The 20,527-nt window shown below is 69.9% G+C and carries 16 protein-coding genes and 1 pseudogene; 8 read left to right on the top strand and 9 right to left on the bottom strand.

Features of this window, described 5'->3' with window-relative positions; translation table 11 throughout:
- Positions 1-41 precede the first annotated feature (41 nt).
- The 6 genes and pseudogenes from ACIPWY_RS07455 to ACIPWY_RS07430 all read left to right on the top strand — a co-directional run bounded on the left by ACIPWY_RS07455 (position 42) and on the right by ACIPWY_RS07430 (position 8,879).
- Entirely contained in the window at positions 42-1,010 is a 969-nt protein-coding gene (locus ACIPWY_RS07455; RefSeq protein WP_362899438.1) for a hypothetical protein, read from the top strand.
- A 42-nt stretch (positions 1,011-1,052) separates the two neighbouring features.
- Complete coding sequence (gene chvE, locus ACIPWY_RS07450) at positions 1,053-2,162, top strand: multiple monosaccharide ABC transporter substrate-binding protein (RefSeq protein WP_393705407.1); 1,110 nt, start codon at positions 1,053-1,055, stop codon at positions 2,160-2,162.
- 43 nt (positions 2,163-2,205) lie between these two features.
- Complete coding sequence (gene mmsA, locus ACIPWY_RS07445; protein ID WP_362899434.1) at positions 2,206-3,747, top strand: multiple monosaccharide ABC transporter ATP-binding protein; 1,542 nt, start codon at positions 2,206-2,208, stop codon at positions 3,745-3,747.
- Positions 3,748-3,752: 5 nt separating this feature from the next.
- Complete coding sequence (gene mmsB / locus ACIPWY_RS07440) at positions 3,753-5,003, top strand: multiple monosaccharide ABC transporter permease (RefSeq protein ID WP_393705406.1); 1,251 nt, start codon at positions 3,753-3,755, stop codon at positions 5,001-5,003.
- Positions 5,004-5,127: 124 nt separating this feature from the next.
- Positions 5,128-5,824: pseudogene (locus tag ACIPWY_RS07435) on the top strand (aldose epimerase family protein); the annotation flags it as partial.
- A gap of 109 nt (positions 5,825-5,933) precedes the next feature.
- Positions 5,934-8,879, top strand: a complete 2,946-nt coding sequence (locus ACIPWY_RS07430; protein WP_401532446.1) for a beta-galactosidase — start codon at positions 5,934-5,936, stop codon at positions 8,877-8,879.
- A gap of 72 nt (positions 8,880-8,951) precedes the next feature.
- On the opposite strand, the gene ACIPWY_RS07425 is transcribed toward ACIPWY_RS07430, so the two are convergent.
- From ACIPWY_RS07425 to ACIPWY_RS07395, 7 genes are all read right to left on the bottom strand, one after another.
- Positions 8,952-10,460: an alpha-N-arabinofuranosidase gene (locus tag ACIPWY_RS07425; RefSeq protein ID WP_362899428.1), complete on the bottom strand. Its 1,509-nt coding sequence runs from the start codon at positions 10,458-10,460 to the stop codon at positions 8,952-8,954.
- Positions 10,461-10,498: 38 nt separating this feature from the next.
- Positions 10,499-11,407, bottom strand: coding sequence for an arabinan endo-1,5-alpha-L-arabinosidase (locus tag ACIPWY_RS07420; protein ID WP_401532653.1), 909 nt, complete (start codon positions 11,405-11,407; stop codon positions 10,499-10,501).
- Between the two features lie 68 nt (positions 11,408-11,475).
- The gene (locus ACIPWY_RS07415; protein ID WP_362899426.1) at positions 11,476-12,345 is read right to left on the bottom strand and encodes a carbohydrate ABC transporter permease; all 870 of its coding nucleotides are present in this window, start codon (positions 12,343-12,345) and stop codon (positions 11,476-11,478) included.
- Complete coding sequence (locus tag ACIPWY_RS07410; protein ID WP_362899424.1) at positions 12,342-13,283, bottom strand: sugar ABC transporter permease; 942 nt, start codon at positions 13,281-13,283, stop codon at positions 12,342-12,344. Before ACIPWY_RS07410 ends, ACIPWY_RS07415 begins: the two co-directional genes overlap by 4 nt.
- On the bottom strand, positions 13,280-14,635 hold the full coding sequence (locus ACIPWY_RS07405) for an extracellular solute-binding protein (RefSeq protein WP_401532445.1): 1,356 nt from the start codon (positions 14,633-14,635) through the stop codon (positions 13,280-13,282). Before ACIPWY_RS07405 ends, ACIPWY_RS07410 begins: the two co-directional genes overlap by 4 nt.
- Before the next feature lie 156 nt (positions 14,636-14,791).
- Positions 14,792-15,628, bottom strand: a complete 837-nt coding sequence (locus tag ACIPWY_RS07400) for an SMP-30/gluconolactonase/LRE family protein (RefSeq protein WP_362899420.1) — start codon at positions 15,626-15,628, stop codon at positions 14,792-14,794.
- An 8-nt stretch (positions 15,629-15,636) separates the two neighbouring features.
- The gene (locus ACIPWY_RS07395; RefSeq protein WP_362899418.1) at positions 15,637-16,413 is read right to left on the bottom strand and encodes an IclR family transcriptional regulator; all 777 of its coding nucleotides are present in this window, start codon (positions 16,411-16,413) and stop codon (positions 15,637-15,639) included.
- Between the two features lie 247 nt (positions 16,414-16,660).
- Here ACIPWY_RS07395 and ACIPWY_RS07390 point away from each other — a divergent pair, with 247 nt between their 5' ends.
- Entirely contained in the window at positions 16,661-17,596 is a 936-nt protein-coding gene (locus ACIPWY_RS07390; protein WP_401532444.1) for an RNA polymerase sigma-70 factor, read from the top strand.
- Between the two features lie 11 nt (positions 17,597-17,607).
- Here ACIPWY_RS07390 and ACIPWY_RS07385 read toward each other — a convergent pair whose 3' ends face one another.
- Together ACIPWY_RS07385 and ACIPWY_RS07380 are read right to left on the bottom strand one after the other, a co-directional pair.
- The gene (locus ACIPWY_RS07385) at positions 17,608-18,918 is read right to left on the bottom strand and encodes a helix-turn-helix domain-containing protein (RefSeq protein WP_362899414.1); all 1,311 of its coding nucleotides are present in this window, start codon (positions 18,916-18,918) and stop codon (positions 17,608-17,610) included.
- Between the two features lie 3 nt (positions 18,919-18,921).
- Positions 18,922-19,074: a hypothetical protein gene (locus ACIPWY_RS07380; protein WP_362899413.1), complete on the bottom strand. Its 153-nt coding sequence runs from the start codon at positions 19,072-19,074 to the stop codon at positions 18,922-18,924.
- A 186-nt stretch (positions 19,075-19,260) separates the two neighbouring features.
- On the opposite strand from ACIPWY_RS07380, the gene ACIPWY_RS07375 reads away from it, so the two are divergent.
- Positions 19,261-20,271, top strand: coding sequence for a DUF3068 domain-containing protein (locus ACIPWY_RS07375; protein WP_362899411.1), 1,011 nt, complete (start codon positions 19,261-19,263; stop codon positions 20,269-20,271).
- Positions 20,272-20,527 lie beyond the last annotated feature (256 nt).

Raw genomic sequence — 20,527 nt, 5'->3', positions numbered from 1 at the left:
GGTTCGAAATACCGAACAACACCGAACGTGAAGGACTGCCCGTGACCGACTCCCCCTCTCCCCGCCGCCCCGGCGAACCCGCCCTCGCGGCCCTGGGCCTGTCCGCCCCCTCCACCGCCGATGCCGACACCTCCCCGCACTCCTTCCCCGACGGCGGCACCTGGCGCACCGAGATCCCCTCCGTCGAGGGGCCCGAGGCGCTTGCCGTCGTGCTCAAGGAGGCCTCGCGCCTCGACGTGCCGGTCCACCGGGTCAGCCAGGGCAGCGGCGTGTGGATGCTCACCGACGCCGAGATCACCGAGATGGTCGAGTCGGCCGCCGAGCGGGACATCGAGCTGTGCCTGTTCACCGGGCCGCGCGGCACCTGGGACACCGGCGCCTCCGTGCGCACCGACTCGCGCGGCGCCGGCCTGCGCGCCCGCGGCCACGACGCCGTCGCCGGATGCGTGGAAGACGCCGTCCGGGCAACGGAGTTGGGCGTGCAGTGCCTGCTCGTCGCCGACGAGGGCGTGCTGTGGACGCTGCACCGGGCCCGCGAGCAGGGGGTGATCCCCCGTGACACCACGCTCAAGGTCTCCGCGCTCATCGGCCCGGTCAACCCGGCCTCGTACGCCGTCTTCGAGCGGCTCGGCGCCGACTCGCTCAACGTGCCGAGCGACCTCACCCTCGCCCACCTCACCGAGATCCGCCGGGTCTCCGCCGCTCCCATGGACCTGTACGTCGAGGCGCCGGACGACCTCGGCGGCTATGTGCGGATGTACGAGATCGCGGAGCTGATCCGCCGCGGGGCGCCGCTGTACCTGAAGTTCGGGCTCGCGAAGGCCCCCGCCATCTACCCGTACGGCGCCCACCTGCGCGACGTCACTCTCGACACCGCCCGTGAGCGCGTGCGCCGCGGCCGGCTCGCGCTCGACCTGCTGGCCCGGCACGGCGCGGACGACGGCATGTCGCCGCTCGGCTCGCGGCTGCCGGGCACTCTCGACCGCTTCCCGCTGACCGTTTCCCGCTGACCGTTCGACTCCCCACGACGCGACCGACAAGGACTGATGACCATGCGCAACCACAGAAGTGCCGTTTCCGCCGTGGCGGGAGCCGCCGCTCTCGCACTCGCCCTGACCGCCTGCGGGCAGAGCAGTGAGGGCGGCAGCAAGGAGACGAAGGACAAGAAGGAGATGACCGTCGGCATCGCCATGCCGACCAAGTCGTCCGAGCGCTGGATAGCCGACGGCAAGAACATGGTCACCACGCTGCACAAGGCCGGCTACAAGACGACCCTCCAGTACGGCGAGGACGACGTCGACCAGCAGGTCCAGCAGCTCGAGGGCATGATCACGCAGGGCGTGGACGCGCTGGTCATCGCTGCGATCAACGGCGACGCGCTCTCCAACGTGCTCAAGGAGGCCCATGACGCGGACATCCCCGTCATCTCCTACGACCGCCTCCTGCTCAACTCCCCCTACGTCGACTACTACGCCTCCTTCGACAACGAGAAGGTCGGCCGGCTCCAGGGCACGTACATCACCGAGAAGCTGGGTCTGAAGGACGGTTCCAAGAAGGGGCCCTTCAACATCGAGCTGTTCGCGGGCTCGAACGACGACAACAACACCAAGTACTTCTTCAACGGCGCGATGAAGGTGCTCCAGCCCTACATCGACAAGAAGCAGCTCGTGGTCAGGTCCGGCCAGACGGCGCTCAACAAGGTCACGACGCTGCGCTGGGACGGCGGCACCGCGCAGAAGCGCATGGACGACCTGCTCACGTCGTCGTACTCCTCGGCCAAGGTGGACGCCGTCCTCTCCCCGTACGACGGCATCTCGATCGGCATCCTGTCCGCCCTCAAGTCCGACGACTACGGCTCCGCGAGCAAGCCGCTGCCCGTCGTCACCGGGCAGGACGCCGAGGTCGCCTCGGTGAAGTCGATCGTCGCGGGCCAGCAGACCCAGACCGTCTACAAGGACACCCGGGAGCTGGCCAAGGTCGCCTCCAGCATGGTCGACGCGGTGCTGAAGGGGAAGAAGCCGCAGGTCAACGACACCACGTCGTACAACAACGGCAAGAAGGTCGTGCCGTCCTATCTGCTCCAGCCGGTGAGCGTCGACAAGAGCAACTACCAGAAGGAGCTCGTCGACACCGGCTACATCAAGGCGAGCGACCTCAAGTAGCCCGCCCACACCACCGGTTCACACGGAGCAGAAAGGCACGACCATGGCGGGACCCGTCCTGGAAATGCGCTCGATCGTCAAGACCTTTCCCGGCGTCAAGGCGCTCGCGGACGTCTCCCTGAGCGTGCGCGCGGGCGAGGTCCACGCCGTCTGCGGGGAGAACGGCGCCGGGAAGTCGACGCTGATGAAGGTCCTCAGCGGCGTTCACCCGCACGGCAGTTATGAGGGGGAGATCCTCTTCGAGGGCGAGCCGTGCCGGTTCAAGGACATCGGGGCGAGCGAGAAGCGCGGCATCGTGATCATCCACCAGGAGCTCGCCCTGGTGCCGTACCTCTCGCTCGCCGAGAACATCTTCCTCGGCAACGAGCACGCCACGCGGGGCGTGATCAGCTGGGGCGAGACCCTCAAGCACGCCACGGACCTGCTGCGACGGGTCGGTCTGAACGAGCACCCGCAGACCCGCGTCGCCGACATCGGCGTCGGGAAGCAGCAGCTGGTCGAGATCGCCAAGGCCCTGTCGAAGGAGGTGAAGCTGCTCATCCTCGACGAGCCGACGGCCGCGCTCAACGACGAGGACAGCGGCAAACTCCTCGATCTGATCCTGGAGTTGAAGGGCCAGGGCATCACCTCCATCATCATCTCGCACAAGCTCAACGAGATCGCCCGGGTCGCGGACTCGGTGACGGTCATCCGCGACGGGCACTCCATCGAGACGCTCGACGTGAAGGCCGCGGAAACGACCGAGGAGCGGATCATCCGCGCCATGGTCGGCCGCGACCTCGACCACCGCTTCCCGGAGCGCACGCCGCACCCGCAGGACCGCACGGCGGCGCCGGCCCTCGAGATCCGCGACTGGACCGTCTTCCACCCCATCGACCAGCAGCGCAAGGTCGTCGACTCGGTGTCCCTGAACGTGCGCCGCGGGGAGATCGTCGGCATCGCGGGGCTGATGGGCGCGGGCCGCACGGAACTCGCGATGAGCGTGTTCGGCCGGGCCTACGGGAAGTACGCGGGCGGCAGCGTCCTCAAGGACGGCACCGAGATACGCACCCGCACCGTCCCCGAGGCAGTCGGGCACGGCATCGCGTACGTCACCGAGGACCGCAAGCACTACGGCCTCAACCTCATCGACTCCATCAACCGCAACATCTCGCTGAGCGCGCTGCGCAAGGTCGCCCGGCGCGGGGTCGTCGACGAGCACGAGGAGCGGAAGGTCTCCGAGGGCTTCCGGAAGTCCATGAACATCAAGGCGCCCAACGTCTCCGAACCCGTGGGCCGGCTCTCCGGCGGCAACCAGCAGAAGGTCGTCCTCAGCAAGTGGATCTTCGCGGGGCCCGATGTGCTGATCCTCGACGAGCCGACCCGCGGCATCGACGTGGGCGCGAAGTACGAGATCTACACGGTGATCGACCAACTGGCCGCCGAGGGCAAGGCCGTTGTCTTCATCTCCTCCGAACTGCCCGAGCTGCTCGGCATGTGCGACCGGATCTACACGATGTCGGCCGGACGGCTCACCGGTGAGGTCCCGCGAGCGGAGGCCACCCAGGAAGTGCTGATGCGGCACATGACCAAGGACAAGAGGTAGGACCGATGAGCACGAACCTGAAGGCCGGGTCGCCGAGCGGCGCCGCGGCCCCGAAGGAACCCGGGGACACCGGGCACGCGACCGGCCTCGGCCGCCTGATCATCGACGGCATGCGCCGCAACATGCGGCAGTACGGGATGCTCTTCGCCCTCGGCCTGATCGTGATCCTTTTCGAGGTCTGGACGGGCGGCGACCTGCTGCTGCCGCGCAACGTCTCGAACCTGGTGCTGCAGAACAGCTACATCCTGATCCTGGCGATCGGCATGATGATCGTGATCATCGCGGGTCACATCGACCTGTCGGTCGGCTCCATCACCGCGTTCACGGGGGCGCTCGCCGCGGTGCTCATGGTCACGCACCACTGGTCGTGGCCGGTGGCCGCCCTCGTGGTCCTCGCCGTCGGCGCGCTCGCGGGGGCCATGCAGGGCTTCTTCATCGCCTACCTCGGCATACCGTCGTTCATCGTGACCCTGGCGGGCATGCTGCTCTTCCGCGGTCTGACGGAGATCTTCCTCAAGGGGCAGACGCTCGGCCCGTTCCCCGAGGGGCTGCAGAAGGTCGCCAACGGCTTCCTGCCCGAGGTCGGCCCCGACACCAACTACCACAACCTCACCCTGCTCCTCGGCCTGGGCCTCATCGCCCTCGTCGGCCGGCAGGAGGTGCGCGACCGCAAGCGCCAGCAGGAGTACGCGCTCGACGTGCTGCCCGCGAAGCTGTTCGCGCTGAAGCTCACCGCGCTGGTCGCCGCCGTCCTCGTCTTCACCCTGCTGCTCGCCAGCTACAAGGGCGCGCCCGTGGTGCTGATCGTCCTGGGCGTGCTCCTCGTCGCCTTCGGCTATGTGATGCGCAACGCGGTGACCGGCCGCCATGTGTACGCGATCGGCGGCAACCTGCCGGCGGCGAAGCTCTCCGGCGTCCGGGACAAGAAGGTCACCTTCGCGGTCTTCCTCAACATGGGGATGCTGGCGGCGCTCGCGGGCCTGGTCTTCGCGGCCCGCTTCAACGCCGCGTCGCCGAAGGCGGGCGTGAACTTCGAACTCGAGGCGATCGCCGCCTCGTTCATCGGCGGCGCGTCGATGAGCGGCGGGGTCGGCACGGTGCTCGGCGCGATCATCGGCGGCACCGTCCTCGGCGTCCTGAACAACGGCATGAACCTCGTCGGCGTCGGCACCGACTGGCAGCAGGTCATCAAGGGCCTGGTCCTGCTCGCGGCGGTCGGCTTCGACGTGTGGAACAAGCGCAAGGTCGGTTCGTAAGTCAGCTCACCCCGTCGGCCGAAGCCCGGCGGGGCCGGCCCTTTGAGGGAGCCGCACATGGAACCGAGCAGACGCACTCTCCTCGCATCGGGCGCCGCCGCCGGTGCAGCAGCCACCACGCTGGTACGTGAACGTCTCCCTCGGCTACGACACCATCGAGGACACGTCGCCGGCACCACGTTCTTCGGTGCCACGATCGGCCGCTGCGGCAACCGCATCGCGAACGGCCGGTTCGCCCTCGACGGCACGACGTATCAGCTCTCCGTGAACGACGGGGCCAACTCCCTGCACGGCGGAGCGAAGGGCTTCAACACGCGGGTGTGGGACGTGGAAGACTTCAACTCCGGCTCCGACGTCGGCCTGAAGCTGCACTACACGTCGGTCGACGGCGAGATGGGCTACCCAGGCACGCTCAGGGCGAAGGTCGCGGGCACCCCGTTCGACTTCCGCTCCGCGAAGCCGATCGGCCGCGACATCCGCACCGCGCACCCGCAGCTGGTCACGGCCAAGGGCTTCGACCACAACTGGGTCCTCGACAAGGGGATCACGGCGCGGCCGGTGCACTTCGCGACTCTGCGCGACCCGTCCTCCGGCCGCACTCTGGAGATCGCCACGGATCAGCCGGGCGTCCAGTTCCACTCGGGCAACTTCCTCGACGGCACGCTCACCGGCCCCTCCGGCGCACCTACCGGCAGGGCGACGGCCTGTGCCTGGAGACGCAGCACTTCCCGGACTCGCCGAACCGTCCGGCGTTCCCGTCGACGGTGCTGCGCCCGGGCGAGACGTACCGGACGACGACAGTGCACTCGTTCAGCGCCTGACCGACCGCCACCCGCGTCCCCCCGGCATCGCCCGTGACGACCATGGGCGATGCCGGTGTCGTTCCTCTCCCCTTCGCACTCACTTCACCAAGCTCTATGGAGACGTCAGTTGAAGCTCACCAGACGCACGTTCACGGCGCTCAGCGCCACCACCGCGGCGAGCCTCGCCCTGCCGCTGCCGACGGCGGGCGCAGCCACTCCCGACGACACGACCGCCCCCGCCCGCGTACCCGAGGCCGACGGGCAGACGCACACCGTCGCCTTCGACAAGTACTCGCTGCTCGTGGACGGCAGCCGGGTCGTCCTGTGGTCGGGCGAGGTGCACCCGTTCCGGCTGCCGAGCCCGTCGCTGTGGCGTGACGTGCTGCAGAAGCTGCGCGCGCACGGCTACAACGCCATCAGTATCTACGTCGCGTGGAACTTCCACTCCCCAGCCCCCGGCGTCTACGACTTCACGGGCGTGCGCGACCTCGGCCGCTTCCTGGAGACGGCCGCCGAGGAGGGTCTGTACGTCATCGCGCGCCCCGGCCCGTACATCAACGCGGAGGTCGACGCGGGCGGATTCCCCGGCTGGCTGACGGCCACCAAGGGAACGGCCCGTACCTCGGATCCCACCTATCTGGCGTACGTGGACGAATACTTGACGGCCGTGAACGAGGTCATCGCCCGGTACCAGTACACGCGCGGCAAGGGCACGGTCGTCCTCTACGAGCTGGAGAACGAGTACGCCTCGAACGTGACCAGCCCGGCCGGCAAGGACTACATGGCGCACCTGTACGCGAAGGTCCGCGCCGACGGTATCGACGTCCCGCTGTTCCACAACGACAAGGGCCGCAACGGCTACTGGGCTCCGGGCTCGTTCAGCACGGGTGACGAGACCGGCCGCTACCTCTACGGATTCGACGGATACCCGTCACCGTCGGGCAACCCGCCGGACTGGGGCTACTTCGGCGTGGGCGGCGCCAAGGGCGGGTCGACGGCGAGCCCCGACACCCCTGGTCTCCTGGCCGAGTTCGGGGGCGGCTGGTTCGACCCGTGGGGCGGCGCCGTGTTCTCCGGCAAGGGATACGAGGAGTCCCGTCGCACCCGCGACGCGGCGTACGAGCGGCGCTTCTACCTCACCAACCTCGCCAACGGAATCAAGATCCACAACGTCTACATGACGTTCGGCGGCACCAGCTGGGGCTGGCTCCCCGCGCCGGTCGTCTACACGTCGTACGACTACGGGGCGGCCCTCGACGAGGCGCGCAATGTCACGTCCAAGCTGACACCCATGCACCAGATGGGCCAACTGCTCCGCTCCGTCCCGGACCTGGCGAAGCTGGACCGGGCGCAGGACACGGCGGCCGCCGACCCAGCCCTGAAGGTCTACCACCTGACCAATCCCGACACGGGCGCGCACGTCTACGTCCTGCGCAACGACACGTCGGCGTCGATCACATCGACGCTGCCACTGGGCTCGGCGAGCGCGGAGGTCACGGTTGGCGCGAAGGACGCGAAGCTCGTCCTGGCCGATACCGCTCTGGGGAAACGGGAGTTGGCGTACTCGACGGTCCAGCCGATGATCCAGCTGAGTGCGGGGCGCCGGGACGTCGCGGTGTTCGCGGGCCGGCCGGGAGAGCCGGCCGAGGCGGCCTTCGCGTACGAGGAGGAACCGGAGGTCTCGGTACTCGACGGGTCGGCAACCGCGACGTACGAGGACGGAATCCTGCGCATCGCCACCCACCTGGGCGGCCTGGTGAGGGTACTGGTGGGTGGCACGCTCCTCGTCCTGTTCGCGGACGACGAGACATCAGCGCGGCTCTGGCGCTACGACACCCCTTCGGGCCCGGTCCTCGTCCGCGGTCCCGCGCTGCTGCGCCGGGCCGTACTCGACGGCGCCACCCTCCACCTGACGGGCGACACGATCGAGGACGCTGACCTGGAGGTGTGGGCGCCGCGCGGCGTGCAGCGGATCACCTGGAACAACGGCCCGGTCCATGTGCGCACCACTCCTTCCGGCAGCTTCGCCGCCGAGCGGGCACTCCCGGGCGTTCCGGAGGTACGCCTGCCCGCGCTCACACACTGGCAGCAACGGCCCGAAAACCCGGAGTCGGAGCAGGACTTCGACGACAGGTACTGGACCGTCGCCGACAAGGCGACGTCGTACTCGACGACGCCCGTGCCCGCGGGCCGGCCCGTCCTGTTCGCCGACGACTACGGCTTCCACTACGGCGACGTCTGGTACCGGGGTTCGTTCGACGACGCGAGCAGCGTCGGGACGGTGAACCTGGCGTACTCCACCGGCACCCAGGGCCTGCTGATGGCCTGGCTCGACGGCCGCCCCCTCGGCACGCACCGGATGCCGGTACCGACGTCGGCCCAGTCCACCCAGGGCACGTGGACGGCGACGGCGGCCTTCGCCGTGCCCGCCGCACTGCGCACCGCAGGCGGCCATGTCCTCTCGGTCCTCGTCCGCCGCATGCAGCACGACGAGGACGGCGGCGCCCGGGACTCGCACAAGTCGGCGCGCGGCCTGACCGGGGTGGCGTTCACGGGTGCGGACCCGGCCGTGACCTGGCGCATCCAGGGCGCTTCGGGCACGGACCCGGTGCGCGGCCCGCTCAACACGGGTGGCCTGTACGGGGAGCGGCACGGCTGGCACCTGCCGGGGCTCGATCTCGACGCGGACGGCGGCTGGGAGCGGGCCGCGTTCCCGGTCGACGGCCCGGCACGCCAGGGGGTCTCCTGGTACCGCACCACGTTCCGGCTCGCCGTCGACCACGACGTGGACGCCTCGATCGGCCTCACGTTCACGGACGACCCGGCCCACGCCTATCGCGTCCAGTTCTACGTCAACGGCTGGAACATGGGCCAGTACATCAACGACGTGGGCCCCCAGCGCACGTTCGCCGTCCCGAACGGCATCCTGCGCACCCGCGGCGCCAACACCCTCGCCCTGGCCGTCCTCGCCGACGGCACGACCCCGGCGGGCCCGGGAGACGTACAGCTGACGCTCCTCGGGAGCGCGGCGGGCGGGGTGGAGGTGCGGGCCGTTCTGTCGCCGGGCGTGTAACCACCCCCTGAATGTCACTGAGTGGCCGGAGGGCGACATCTCCTCCGGCCACTCAGTGGCCGACGCCGTGGATCAGCCGAGCCGGATCACGTTCCACGACAGCGGCTCAAGAGTCGCCTTGAGCGTGCCGTCCTCGAGCGTCGTGCCCGTACCCGCGTGCGGCGCAACACGCTCCGGCTCGGCGAGGGTGTTGCGGGCGTCCGGGTCGGCGTCGGCGAGCACCGAGTGCTCGGCGACCTCACTCAGCTCCATGCCGTGCAGGATCACTTCGAGTGGCAGGGAATCCGTCTGACTGCGGTTGACCGCGAAGACGGTGACCGTGCCGTCCTCCGCACGGACCGCCGTCGCGTGCAGCAGGTCCGCGCTGCCGTGGCGCCGCGTGTCGTACGTCGGCCCGGACACGCGGACGTCGAGGACCTCGCCTCTCCCGAACCTGGCGGCCTGGGCGAACGGGAAGAACGTCGTCTGGCGCCAGGCCGGGCCGCCGGGCTCGGTCATGATCGGGGCGATGACGTTGACGAGTTGGGCCAGGCAGGCCACCGTGACGCGGTCCGCGTGGCGGAGCAGGGCGATCAGGAGCGAACCGAAGACGACCGCGTCGGTGACCGAGTAGACGTCCTCCAGGAGGCGGGGGGCCTGAGGCCAGTCGAGGGCGGAGACCTCGGCGTCCGTGCGCGACATGTACCAGACGTTCCACTCGTCGAAAGAGAGGTTGATCTTCTTCTTCGACTTGAGGCGCGCGCCCACGTGGTCGCACGTGGCGACGACGTTCTCGATGAACGACTCCATGTCCACCGCCGACGCGAGGAAGGAGTCCCGGTCGCCGTCGTGCTCCTCGTAGTACGCGTGGAGCGAGATGTAGTCGACCAGGTCGTAGGTCTCCTGCAGGACCTTCGCCTCCCACTCGGCGAACGTGTCCATGCCCTGGCCCGAGCTGCCGCAGGCGACCAGCTCGACGTCCTTGTCGATCTGGCGCATCGCACGCGCGGTCTCGGCGGCGAGCCGCCCGTACTCCTCGGCCGTCTTGTGGCCGGTCTGCCACGGTCCGTCCATCTCGTTGCCCAGGCACCAGAGCCTGATGCCGAAGGGGTCCTTGTCGCCGTGGGCGATGCGGCGGTCCGACAGCTCCGTGCCCGCCGGGTGGTTGGCGTACTCCTGGAGTTCGATGGCCTCCGCGACGCCGCGCGTGCCGAGGTTCACCGCCATCATCGGTTCGGCCTGCGGGCCGACCTTCTTCAGGAACGCGATGTACTCGGACAGGCCGAAGCGGTTCGACTCCGTCGTGCGCCAGGCCAGGTCGAGACGGCGCGGGCGCTCCTCGGCGGGGCCGACCGAGTCCTCCCACTTGTAGCCGGAGACGAAGTTGCCACCGGGATAGCGGATGGCGGTGACGCCGAGTTCGCGGACCAGTTCCAGGACGTCCTGGCGCAGGCCCGCCTCATCGGCGGTGGGGTGGTCCGGCTCGAAGATGCCGGTGTAGACACAGCGGCCCAGGTGCTCCACGAAGGAGCCGAAGAGCCGGGGGTCGACCGTGCCGACCGTGAAGGCGGGGTCGAGGGCGAAGCGTGCGGTGCGGGTCATGTCTCCCTCAGGGTTCGGGATTGCGTACGTCGATCGAGTCAGCGGACAGCCGGCCAGCCGTCCTTGCCCCAGCTCAGCTCGTTGAGGCCGAGCTTGGGGGTGCCGGAGTCGCCGGCGTCGTAGTAGTGGTACGCGAGTACGTCACGCCCCTTGTCGCGGAAGACGGACTCGCCCCCCGTGCCGACGAACCGGCCGTGACCGGCGAGGAGCAGCGTGCCGCCGCCGGCCAGGAGCGGGGTGCCGTCCTCGTCCGCGTACGGGCCCGTGGCCGAAGTCGAGCGGCCGACCCGGATCTTGTACGTGGAGTTCACGCCGGAGCAGCACGCGTCGTACGAGGCGAAGAGGTAGTAGTAGCGGCCGTGGTGGACGACGGCCGGGCCCTCGACCGCGTACGGGGCGTCGGGGCGGGTCGCCAGGTGGGGGACGGTCGCGCCCTCGATCGCCTTGCCGGTCCGCGGGTTCAGCTCGACCATGCGGATGCCGGACCAGTATGAGCCGAAGCTCATCCAGAGTTTCCCGTCGGCCCGGACGATCGCCGGGTCGATGGCGTTCCAGGTGTCGGTGGTCCCGGAGCTGAACACCTTGCCGTGGTCCGTCCACGTACCTGGGAGACCCGATGCGGAGGTGGCGACGCCGATCGCCGAGTGGTTCGTGCCCCAGGACGAGACCGCGTAGTAGAGCCAGTACGTGCCGTCGTGGTAGGAGATGTCGGGAGCCCACGGGTCGCCGGTGTCGTTGTACTCGTACCACCAACTCGGCGGCGCGGCGAAGGCGTTGCCCTCGTCGGTCCAGTGGACTCGGCCCTTCGAGAGGCGGGCTCCGATGACGCCGCCGGTGGAATAGGCCACGTACTGGCCGGACTTGAGCCTGATGACCGTCGGGTCGTGGACGATCTGCTGGCCGGTGATCACCTGTGGGTCCGGGTAGGCGGCGTCGGCCTGCGCCATCGTGGGCAGCAGGGCGAGAAGGGCGGCGGCCGCCACGGCTGCCAGGGGTCTGCCCACTGTGCGTACGGTCACTGTCCCGCCAATCCTGTGTGGGCCACGCCCGCCACGATCTGGCGCTGGAAGAAGACGAAGACGACGATCAGGGGCAGGCCCGCCATCAGACCGCCGGCCATCAGCTGGGCCCACTGGATGCCGTACGAGTTCATGACGGTCGCGATGCCGTTCGGCATGGTCATCAGGTCGGGGTTGTTGGTGACCATGTACGGCCACAGGAAGTTGTTCCACGACGCGATGAAGGTGAAGATGCCCACCGCCGCGAGCGAGGGGCGGGCGAGCGGCACGACGATGGTGAAGAAGACCCGCCAGCGTCCGGCGCCGTCGATGAACGCGGCCTCCTCCAGTTCCTCGGGGATGCCCTGGAAGAACTTGTAGAGGATGTAGACCATCGCGGCCGGCGCGCACTGCGGCAGGATCATGCCCCAGTACGTGTCGACCATCCCCATCTGCTGGACCGTGGTGAACAGGGGCACGCCGAGGACGGCCGGGGAGATCATGAGTCCGGCCATGACAACGCCCATCAGGACGTTCTTGCCGCGGAAATCGGTGCGGGCGAATCCGTAGCCGGCGAGCGCGCTCACCGTCAGCACGATGGCCGTCACACAGACCGACACCACAAGGGAGTTGACGAACCAGTCGGTGATGTTGCCGGTCTGGAAGAGCGCTTTCCACGCCTGGCCGGTCCACTCCTTCGGCAGCCAGTGCGGCGGCACCTCGACGGCCTCGGTCTCCGACTTCAGCGAGGTGAACAGGGCCCAGGCGAGCGGCGCCAGGAAGACGGCGGAGACGGCGACGCCGAGAAGCGTGAGCACGATCTGGCTCGGCGTCCAGGCCTTGCGTGTGCGGGTCTTGATGCGTATCTGCGCGGCGTCGGTGGTCATCGCACGCCCTCCTCACGGTTGCGCAGCAGCCACATCCGCGCGAGGGCGACGGCCGCGATGATCACGAAGAAGATGATGGAGATGGCGGAGGCGTAGCCCACGCGGTAGCTGGTGAAGCCCTGTTCGAGGGTGAACTGCACGAAGGTGCGTGTCGATTCCTCCGGCCCCGGCCCGAAGTCCTGCATCACGACGGCCTGGTCGAAGACCTGGAGCGAGGCGAGGATCTGGAGGGCGATGACGAGGCCCGTGATGTTGCGCAGCATCGGCAGGGTGATGTGGACCATGCGGTGCCAGGCGTTCGCGCCGTCCAGCTTCGCGGCCTCGTAGAGGTGCCCGGGGATGCCCTGGAGCGCGGCGAGGTAGAGCAGGAAGCTGAAGCCGACCGTCCACCACAGGGTCGTGATGACGACGGCGAGCATCGCGTACGACTTGTCGGTCAGCCAGGGGGTGTCGATGCCGAAGACGTGGTTGACCATGCCCGTACCGGGGTTGAACAGCCACTGCCACAGGTTGCCCGCGACGGTGGAGGGCAGCAGGAACGGCAGGAAGAAGCACAACCGCCACAGCCATGTGCCGCGCTCTATGTGGTGGGCCAGCATCGCGAGCAGGAAGGCGAGGACGGTGATGCAGGGCACGACGAGCAGCGTGAAGAAGGCGCTGTGGCCGAGCGAGTCCCACATCAGCGGGTCATGGAGGGCCTCGCGGTAGTTGTCGAAGCCGATGAAGCCCGCGCTGTCGCCGGAGATGTTGGCGTCCGTGAAGCTGAGGTAGACGCCGCGCAGCAGCGGCCAGATCACGAAAAGCGCGAAAAGTGCGAGGAACGGGGCGACGAACCAGCCGCCGTGCTGGAAGCCCTGCTTCCTGCCGACGGTGGCGGCGCCCGCCGCGGCGGCCTGCGCGCGCGGCGGTGCGATGACGGTCTCGGCACTGGTCGTCATACGGCCGCACCTCCTTGCGCTGCGGTCTTGCCGTCCATGGGGTTCTTCATGGCCAGGAGCTGGGTGAGCACGCCCTTCATGCGGCGGGCGACGGCCTGAGGCCTGGCGGAGCCCAGAGTCGAGGAGACGACGATCGGGCCGACGCGCTGAGCGAGGATGCCGGTGGACCCGGCGAACCACACCTTCGGCTCGTTCGCCTGGTGATCCATCGCGGAGACGTATTCGTTCTGCGGGCTCAGCTTCTTGTACGCGGCCGTGGACAGGGTCGGCGTATACGCGGGGATGTGGCCGCCGGCCGCCCACTGCCGGGCGTGCTTGACGACATACGCGGCGAGTTGGTGCGCGCCCTCGTTGGTGGCGCCGCCGCGGCCGGCCTGGTGCGGCAGCACGAAGGAGTGCGACTCGGCGTGGGTGGCCTGCTTGCCGAAGACGGGCGGCAGCGGGGTCGCGCCGTACTCCAGCTTCGCGCCGGAGAAGACCGGCACCGACCAGTTGCCCTCCCAGGTGAAGGGGGTGCCGTTGACGAACTGTTCGGCGCCGACGGACCCCATGCCCGGGTTGGCGTACCCGTCGGCGACGTGCTGACGCAGGAACTCCAGGACCTGGGTGGCCTTGTCGGTGTCGAAGGTGACCTCGGTGTTGTCGGCGTTGAACCAGGTGCCGCCGAGCTGGGTGTAGAAGGCGACGAAGAACCACCACTGGAAGTTCTGGTCGTTGACCCACAGGCCGATGGTCTGAAGCCCCTTCCTGGTGGCCTTCTTGGCCTCCTTCAGCATGTCGAACCACCCGTCGGTGGACGTGACCGGGACGAGCCTGCCGTCGTCGCCGATCAGGCCCGTCTTCTTCAGTACGTCCTTGCGGTAGAAGCAGAGCTGGACGTGGATGTCGAGCGGGAGGGCGTAGAGCTTGCCGTCGATGACGGCGCGCTTCCACAGCGCGGGGTTGAAGTCGGCTTCCTTCACGCCGTACTTGGCGAGCAGGCCGACGTCCCACGGGTCCAGGAGGCGGCCGGGCGAGAACCCCGTGACCCGGCCCAGGTGCATCACGCCGAGGTCCGGTGCGCGGTTGCCCGCCGCGGCCATGGCGAGCTTGGTGTAGAAGGGGCTGCCCCACTGGAGGGTCGAGTCCTTCACGTCGATGCCGGGGTGCTCCTTACGGAACGCGTCCAGCATCGCGATCATGTTGTAGCCGTCGCCGCCGCTGAAGAGGTTCCAGTAGCGCACGCGTGTGCTCGCGCTGGAGGCGAGCGCGTCGGCCCCCGTGCCCAGCGCCGCAAATCCGAAGCTGCCCGCCACCGTCAACCCGCCGATTCCGGCCAGGAGTTGCCTGCGGTTCAGGCCAGGTCGTCCCATTCCCTGCCCTTACTGTTCGATATATCGAATGGTGCTCGTAACTTCGAACGGGACCGTAGGTTCGGGACGCGGCGACGTCAATGAGTTGCGCAACACAAAGGTGCGGGACCCCCACCCACGTGGGGGTCCCGCACCTTCGAAACGCTCGCTCCGGGCTCAGCCCTCGAACGCGGGTTGCGCCAGACCGCGGCCCATGTCGCGCAGGACGAGCAGCGAACCGGCGTACGGGGACGGGGTGTCGAGACCTACGCGTGCCGACGTGACGTACAGGTCGGTGAGGTCCGCGCCGCCGAAGGCGCAGGCGGTGGGCCGCCTCACGGGCAGCTGCACGACACGGTCGAGCGCGCCGGACGGGGTGTAGCGGCGCAGCGCCGAGCCGCCCCAGAGGGCGACCCACACACAGCCGTCGGCGTCGACGGTGAGCCCGTCGGGGTGACCCGCCCCCTCCTCGACGGCCGCGAACTCCCGTCGGCGCACGACCTGTTGACCCTCGACGTCAAAGACGTCGATGCGCCGCGTCGGGGTGTCGACGTAGTACATGAGCGTGCCGTCGGGGCTCCAGCCGGTGCCGTTGCTGACCGTGACGTCGCCGAGGATCTCGGTGGTGGCCCCGTCGGGCGCGATCCGCAGGAGGTTGCCGCCGCCCGGCGTCTCGTCGTACGCCATGCTGCCCGCCCAGAGCGAGCCGTCGGGGGCGACGGCGGCGTCGTTGCCGCGCCGGCCCGGCACGGGGTCCCGGTGCAGCCAGCGGAAGTCCTTGCCGTCGGGCCCGTACAGGCCGATGCCGTCACGGAGGTTGACGACGAGTCCCGCGCCGCCGGCCCGCGGTTTGGCGGCGCCCACGTGCTGCTCGGTGGCCATGACCGTGCGGCGGCCGGTCGCGGGTTCGTACGTGTGGACCCGGCTGCCGAGGATGTCGACCCAGATCAGCCGGCCGGCCTCCGCGTCCCAGGTGGGCCCCTCCCCGAGCGTGGCCTCCGCGCGGACGGCCATCTCCGGCCTCACCGTCCGGATTCCCGGTACCCGAGCCGACCCGACAGGTCGGCGGCGCCCTTCACGGCGAGCTGCGCCAGCTCGTCCTCGCGCGACTCGCTCCAGCGGATCATCGGCACCGACACCGAGAGAGCCGCGACGACCCGTCCGGAGCGGTCGCGCACGGGGGCGGCGACGCAGCTGACGTCCGGATTGGACTCGCGGCTCTCGACGGCGACACCGCGCTCCCGGATACCGGCGAGAGCCTCGCGCAGGACGGCCGGGTCGGTGATGCTGTTCTCCGTCATCGCCGTCAGCTCGGCGTCGTCGGGGACGCGGACCGCCAGCTCGGGCTGCGGCAGCGAGGCGAGGAGCATCTTGCCGACGGACGTGCAGTGCGCGGGCAGCCGGCGACCCGCGGCGGAGACCATCCGCACGGCGTGGGTGCTGTCGACCTTCGCGATGTAGATGACGTCGGTGTCCTCGAGGATCGCCACGTGCACGGTCTCGTCGCAGGTCTCGGCGACCTCGCGGGCCACCTGCTGGCCCTCGGCGGCGAGGTCGAGCTGCTCCGCGTACCGGCTGCCGAGCTGGTAGGGGCGCACGCCCAGGCGGTAGCGGCCGGGCTCGCCCGGGACGGTCACGAGGTAGGAGCGGGCGGTCAGCGTCGTGACCAGCTCGTGCACGGTGGTGCGCGGCAGCTGTAGCTTACGGACGATGTCCGGGGCGGACAGGGTGCCGTCCCCGTCCAGGAACAGCTCGAGTATGTCGAGAGCCCGGGTCACGGCGGGTACGAGACGCCCCACGGCCGGCCCCCTCTCTATGTTCGAGATTTCAACAGTCGGTCGGTATCACGAACATAGGCTACTCACAGCCGCGTTGAGGGGGCAATGGGTCCGATCGCGTCCCCGTACCCCGGGTCGCGTCCTTGTGATGGCGCTCACACCCCCCGCGGGCGCGTCACAGCCGCGGGGGCCTGATCGTCTCAGGAGGTGTCACGAGCGCGGAGCAGACCGGCGAGCTGACATCCAGCGGGGCCAGGGAGGAACCAGCGTGAGACGGGTCGAGGAGTTCGAGGAGTTCGAGGAGCTGCGGCCGCTGCTGTTCTCGATCGCCTACCGCATCCTGGGCAGCGTGAGCGAGGCCGAGGACGCGGTCCAGGAGACGTGGCTGCGCTTCGCGGCGTCGACGACACAGCCCAGGTCGGCCAAGGCGTTCCTGTCGGCGACGGTCACCCGGATCTCGATCGACGTGCTGGGCTCGGCCCGCGTGCGGCGGGAGGCGTACGTCGGTCCGTGGTTCCCCGAGCCGCTGCTGAGCGACCCGTACGAGGACCCGGCGCGCTCGGCGGAGCTGGCCGACTCGGTGTCCATGGCGGCGCTGCTGCTCCTGGAGCGGCTCAGCCCGCTGGAGCGTGCGGTGTTCGTACTGCGGGAGGTGTTCGCGTTCACCTTTCCCGAGATCGCCTCGGCCGTGGACCGCTCCGACGCCGCGTGCCGCCAGCTCGCGGTGCGGGCCCGTCGCCACATGGACGAGGGCCGGCCCAGGTTCGAGGCCGGCCGCGCAGAGCAGGAGCAGCTGGCGGCGCGGTTCTTCGACGCACTGCGGCAGGGCGATGTCGACGGCCTGCAAGCGCTGCTCGCCGCCGATGTGTCCCTGGTCGGCGACGGCGGCGGCAACGCCCCGCAGTTCGCCGGGCCCGTCGCGGGCGCGAGCAACGTGGCCCGGCTGCTGGCCTCGGTCTTCCCCGTGATGTTCCGGATCGACGTGACGTCCGAGCCGCACGAGCTGAACGGCCAGCAGGGCGCGATCCTGCGTGACCGGGACGGCAGGGTCCTCAACACCCTCACGCTCGACGTGCTCGACGGGCAGATCCAGACGATCCGCATGGTGATCAACCCCGACAAGCTCGGGCACCTGGGCCCGGTCTCGGACCCCTGGGCGGTCGACCGCGAGGTGCGGCAGGCGCGCCGGGGGTCGGGAGACTGACGGGCCGCCGGTCACGGCCCCCCGTGCAGATCCCTCAACCGCCGCGCCCGCAGCACCAGTTCCAGCTCGAAGCGGCGGTCCGGGTCGTCGATCTCGTCGCCCCACAGCTCGCGGATCTGACGCAGCCGGTAGCGGACGGTCTGCGGGTGGACGCCGAGGCGGGCGGCCACTTCGGGTGCGCCGCCGCGTGTCTCCAGCCACGCGAGGAGGGTGTCGGCGAGGCGGCGTGCGTGCGTGGGGCCGCAGTGGCCGAGGGGCGCGAGCGCGCGGCGCGACAGGTCGTCGATGAGCTCCTCGGGCTGGAGGAGCACGAGGGCCTGGGTGTGTTCGGTGCAGTGGAGCACCTCGCCCGCCGGGAGCAGCCCGCGCTCCACGAGCCGGACCGCGGCCTCGGCCCAGCGCAGGGACTTCGCCGCGTCGGACAGCGGTACCGGCGGGCCGATCGCGCCCGACCAGCCGGCCATGGCGCGGCGCAGGAGTTCCGGGCGGCCCGCCGCGTCGGGGTCGGGCACGACCATGCGGGGCTGCTCGGTCTCCATGTCGAGGAGCACGCCCTGGCCGACGGCGGGCGCGACCGCCTCGCGCGCGGGGCGCAGGAGGACTCCGACACAGACCCGGCCGGGCAGGGGCCAGCCGATGCGGGCGGCCCGCTCGGCGAGGGCCCGCGCGGGGTCGGGCGGGGCGGCGGCGCCGCGTCCGCTGTGGCCGGCGCGGTCGGCGCGGTCGGCGTGGTCGGTCTGTTCGGTGAGCAGCAGGTCGATGAGTTTGCGCTGGAGGCGCAGGCGTTCGCCCGCCTGCCGGGCGGCGGCCTCGGCGTAGCCGCGTACGGACTGGTCGACGAGGCCGTCGAGGTACTCGAATCCCGACTCGGCGAGTTCGTACATGGCGGGCGGCGGGATGAGGGCGCGCTGGCCGAGTTCGGCGAGGCGGCGCCAGGCCAGGCGTACGCCGAGCCGGTACATGGCCTGGAGGGAGTCGAGGCTGCGGCCGTGCAGGCTCTGGCCGCGGCCGAACTCCTGGAAGACGGCCGGATGGGAGCGCGGCCGGTCCTCCGCGTCGGCGAGCTGGAGCTGTACGAAGCCCTCGATGGCCCGGCGGATGCCGACGAGCGCCATGGGCTCGCCGGACTCGTCGAGCACGAGGGGTAAGTGGGGGTATTCGCGGCGAATCTCCCGCAGGATGTCCTCCGCGAGGGCGGGTGCCTCGGCCATGGCGAGCCCGGCGAACCGCTTCACCTGGAGCCGGGGCACATCGCGCCAGGCCGAGCGCTCGGGCCGCACGGCGCTGTGGGCGGCGGGGCCGCCGGACGGAACGGGGGTCACCGCTCAGCGCTCCCCGTCCGGCGTCTCGTACGTCACGAGCGGCACGTTCGGCTGGTCCGGGGTGGCGTTCAGGAGGGCGACGACGCCCAGGGAGGCGCCGAGGGCGAGCGCGGCGCCTGCCGCGACGCTCAGGGCGGCGGCGAGCAGTCGGTTCATCGCAGGGTCAGCCTCTCGTTCGGAGGTCGAATCCCCACCCGGTGCGCAGTCCCTGCCGGGCCCCGTTCCGGCAAGTGCCCAGTCTCTGCAATGCATTGACACTCCGTCAAGGGTGCGCCTACGGTTCCCGGCCCAAGCCGCGTTGCGCCCGCACCAGACCTCCCTCCCCCACCCCAGGAGTGCCGGATGCGTCGTACAGCTTCACCATTCTCCCTGCTCACCCTGGGCCTCGGCGCGTTCCTCCTCGCCCTGGCCCCGCTGCTCGCGTGGTACGTCGAGCCGCGCGCCGAACGCACCCCCGTCGACGTCGACACGACGACCGTCTTCACCGGAACCGGAAGCTACTTCGACACCGGCGCGGTGAAGACCGTGCGCGACAGGAGGATCACCGTCACGCGCCAGGTGCGCGGCGATGTGGCCGCGTCCGAGAAGAGCGGCCGGGCGGTGTGGGACGTGTCCACGTCCGTCGACACCGACGCGTCGCTGCCCGCGGCGGACCCGCACGACGCGCTCCAGTGGACCCTGGAGCGCTGGGTCACCGACCGCAGGACCAACACGCCCGTGCACTGCTGCGGCGAGCAGCCGTCCTTCGAGGGCGAGGCCTACCTCAAGTTCCCCTTCGACGTGCAGAAGCGCGCCTACCGCTGGTGGGACAACACGCTCGGCGCGACGGTCACGCTCTCCTACCGTGGCACGAAGAAGATCCAGGGCTACGAGGGCTACCGCTTCACCGGCACCGTCCCCGCCACGAGGACCGGGTCGCGGCTGGTGCCCGGGACGATCGTGGGACAGCCGAAGCGGAATCAGGTCCTGGCCGAGGAGTGGTACGCGAACCACGGCATCGAACTGGTCGTGGACGAGAGGACGGGCCGGATCGTCTACGCGGCGATCGGCCCGCGCAAGACGCTGCGCGCACCCGGTTCGGCGAAGGACGCCGCGGTGCTCCTGGACAGCGAGCGCATCGCGTTCACCCCGGCCACGCAGCGGCAGCAGGTCGCTCTCGCCGACGACGACAGCGCCCGGCTCCGCCTCCTCGGCACGACGCTCCCGCTCGCGACGGGCACGTCCGGCCTGGTGCTCGCGGCACTGGGTGCCGTGTTCGTCGTACGGGGAAGGGGCGGACGGGGCGGTTCGGGCGGGAGGGAGCCGTCGAATCCCGATTCGTCCCCAACAGTGCTGGAACCCTCCACGATGTGATGAGACGTCAGCTCGGGAAAGCTGAGAATTTGTCACCTCGGTGAGTAGCCGCATCGAACAGCTCGGCGAAAACTGTCCCACCCCACCCCCGCACAGTTCAGGCACGGCCCCCGCACAGCCCCGGCACAGCTCCTCCGTAACCGCCGCCCCGGCACCCCGTTCCGCAGCCTGAGCCAGCCCCGTAAAGGCATCCCCAACGGCATCCGTAAAGGCATCCGTAAGGCATTCCTGAAACGCCCCGCGCAAGTCCCCCCAC

It is taken from the genome of Streptomyces sp. NPDC090032 (assembly GCF_044748025.1).
Taxonomy (GTDB): Bacteria; Actinomycetota; Actinomycetes; order Streptomycetales; family Streptomycetaceae; genus Streptomyces.
Note: the sequence above shows the minus strand (reverse complement) of the source record. Positions and strands in the feature narration are given on the sequence as shown.

Bases quoted from the DNA above. Each gene is read 5' to 3' on its own strand.
- chvE (WP_393705407.1), top strand. From the start codon at position 1,053: ATGCGCAACCACAGAAGTGCCGTTTCCGCCGTGGCGGGAGCCGCCGCT.
- mmsA (WP_362899434.1), top strand. From the start codon at position 2,206: ATGGCGGGACCCGTCCTGGAAATGCGCTCGATCGTCAAGACCTTTCCC.
- mmsB (WP_393705406.1), top strand. From the start codon at position 3,753: ATGAGCACGAACCTGAAGGCCGGGTCGCCGAGCGGCGCCGCGGCCCCG.
- ACIPWY_RS07425 (WP_362899428.1), bottom strand. From the start codon at position 10,460: ATGACCCGCACCGCACGCTTCGCCCTCGACCCCGCCTTCACGGTCGGC.
- ACIPWY_RS07420 (WP_401532653.1), bottom strand. From the start codon at position 11,407: ATGGCGCAGGCCGACGCCGCCTACCCGGACCCACAGGTGATCACCGGC.
- ACIPWY_RS07415 (WP_362899426.1), bottom strand. From the start codon at position 12,345: ATGACCACCGACGCCGCGCAGATACGCATCAAGACCCGCACACGCAAG.
- ACIPWY_RS07410 (WP_362899424.1), bottom strand. From the start codon at position 13,283: ATGACGACCAGTGCCGAGACCGTCATCGCACCGCCGCGCGCGCAGGCC.
- ACIPWY_RS07405 (WP_401532445.1), bottom strand. From the start codon at position 14,635: ATGGGACGACCTGGCCTGAACCGCAGGCAACTCCTGGCCGGAATCGGC.
- ACIPWY_RS07400 (WP_362899420.1), bottom strand. From the start codon at position 15,628: ATGGCCGTCCGCGCGGAGGCCACGCTCGGGGAGGGGCCCACCTGGGAC.
- ACIPWY_RS07380 (WP_362899413.1), bottom strand. From the start codon at position 19,074: ATGAACCGACTGCTCGCCGCCGCCCTGAGCGTCGCGGCAGGCGCCGCG.
- ACIPWY_RS07375 (WP_362899411.1), top strand. From the start codon at position 19,261: ATGCGTCGTACAGCTTCACCATTCTCCCTGCTCACCCTGGGCCTCGGC.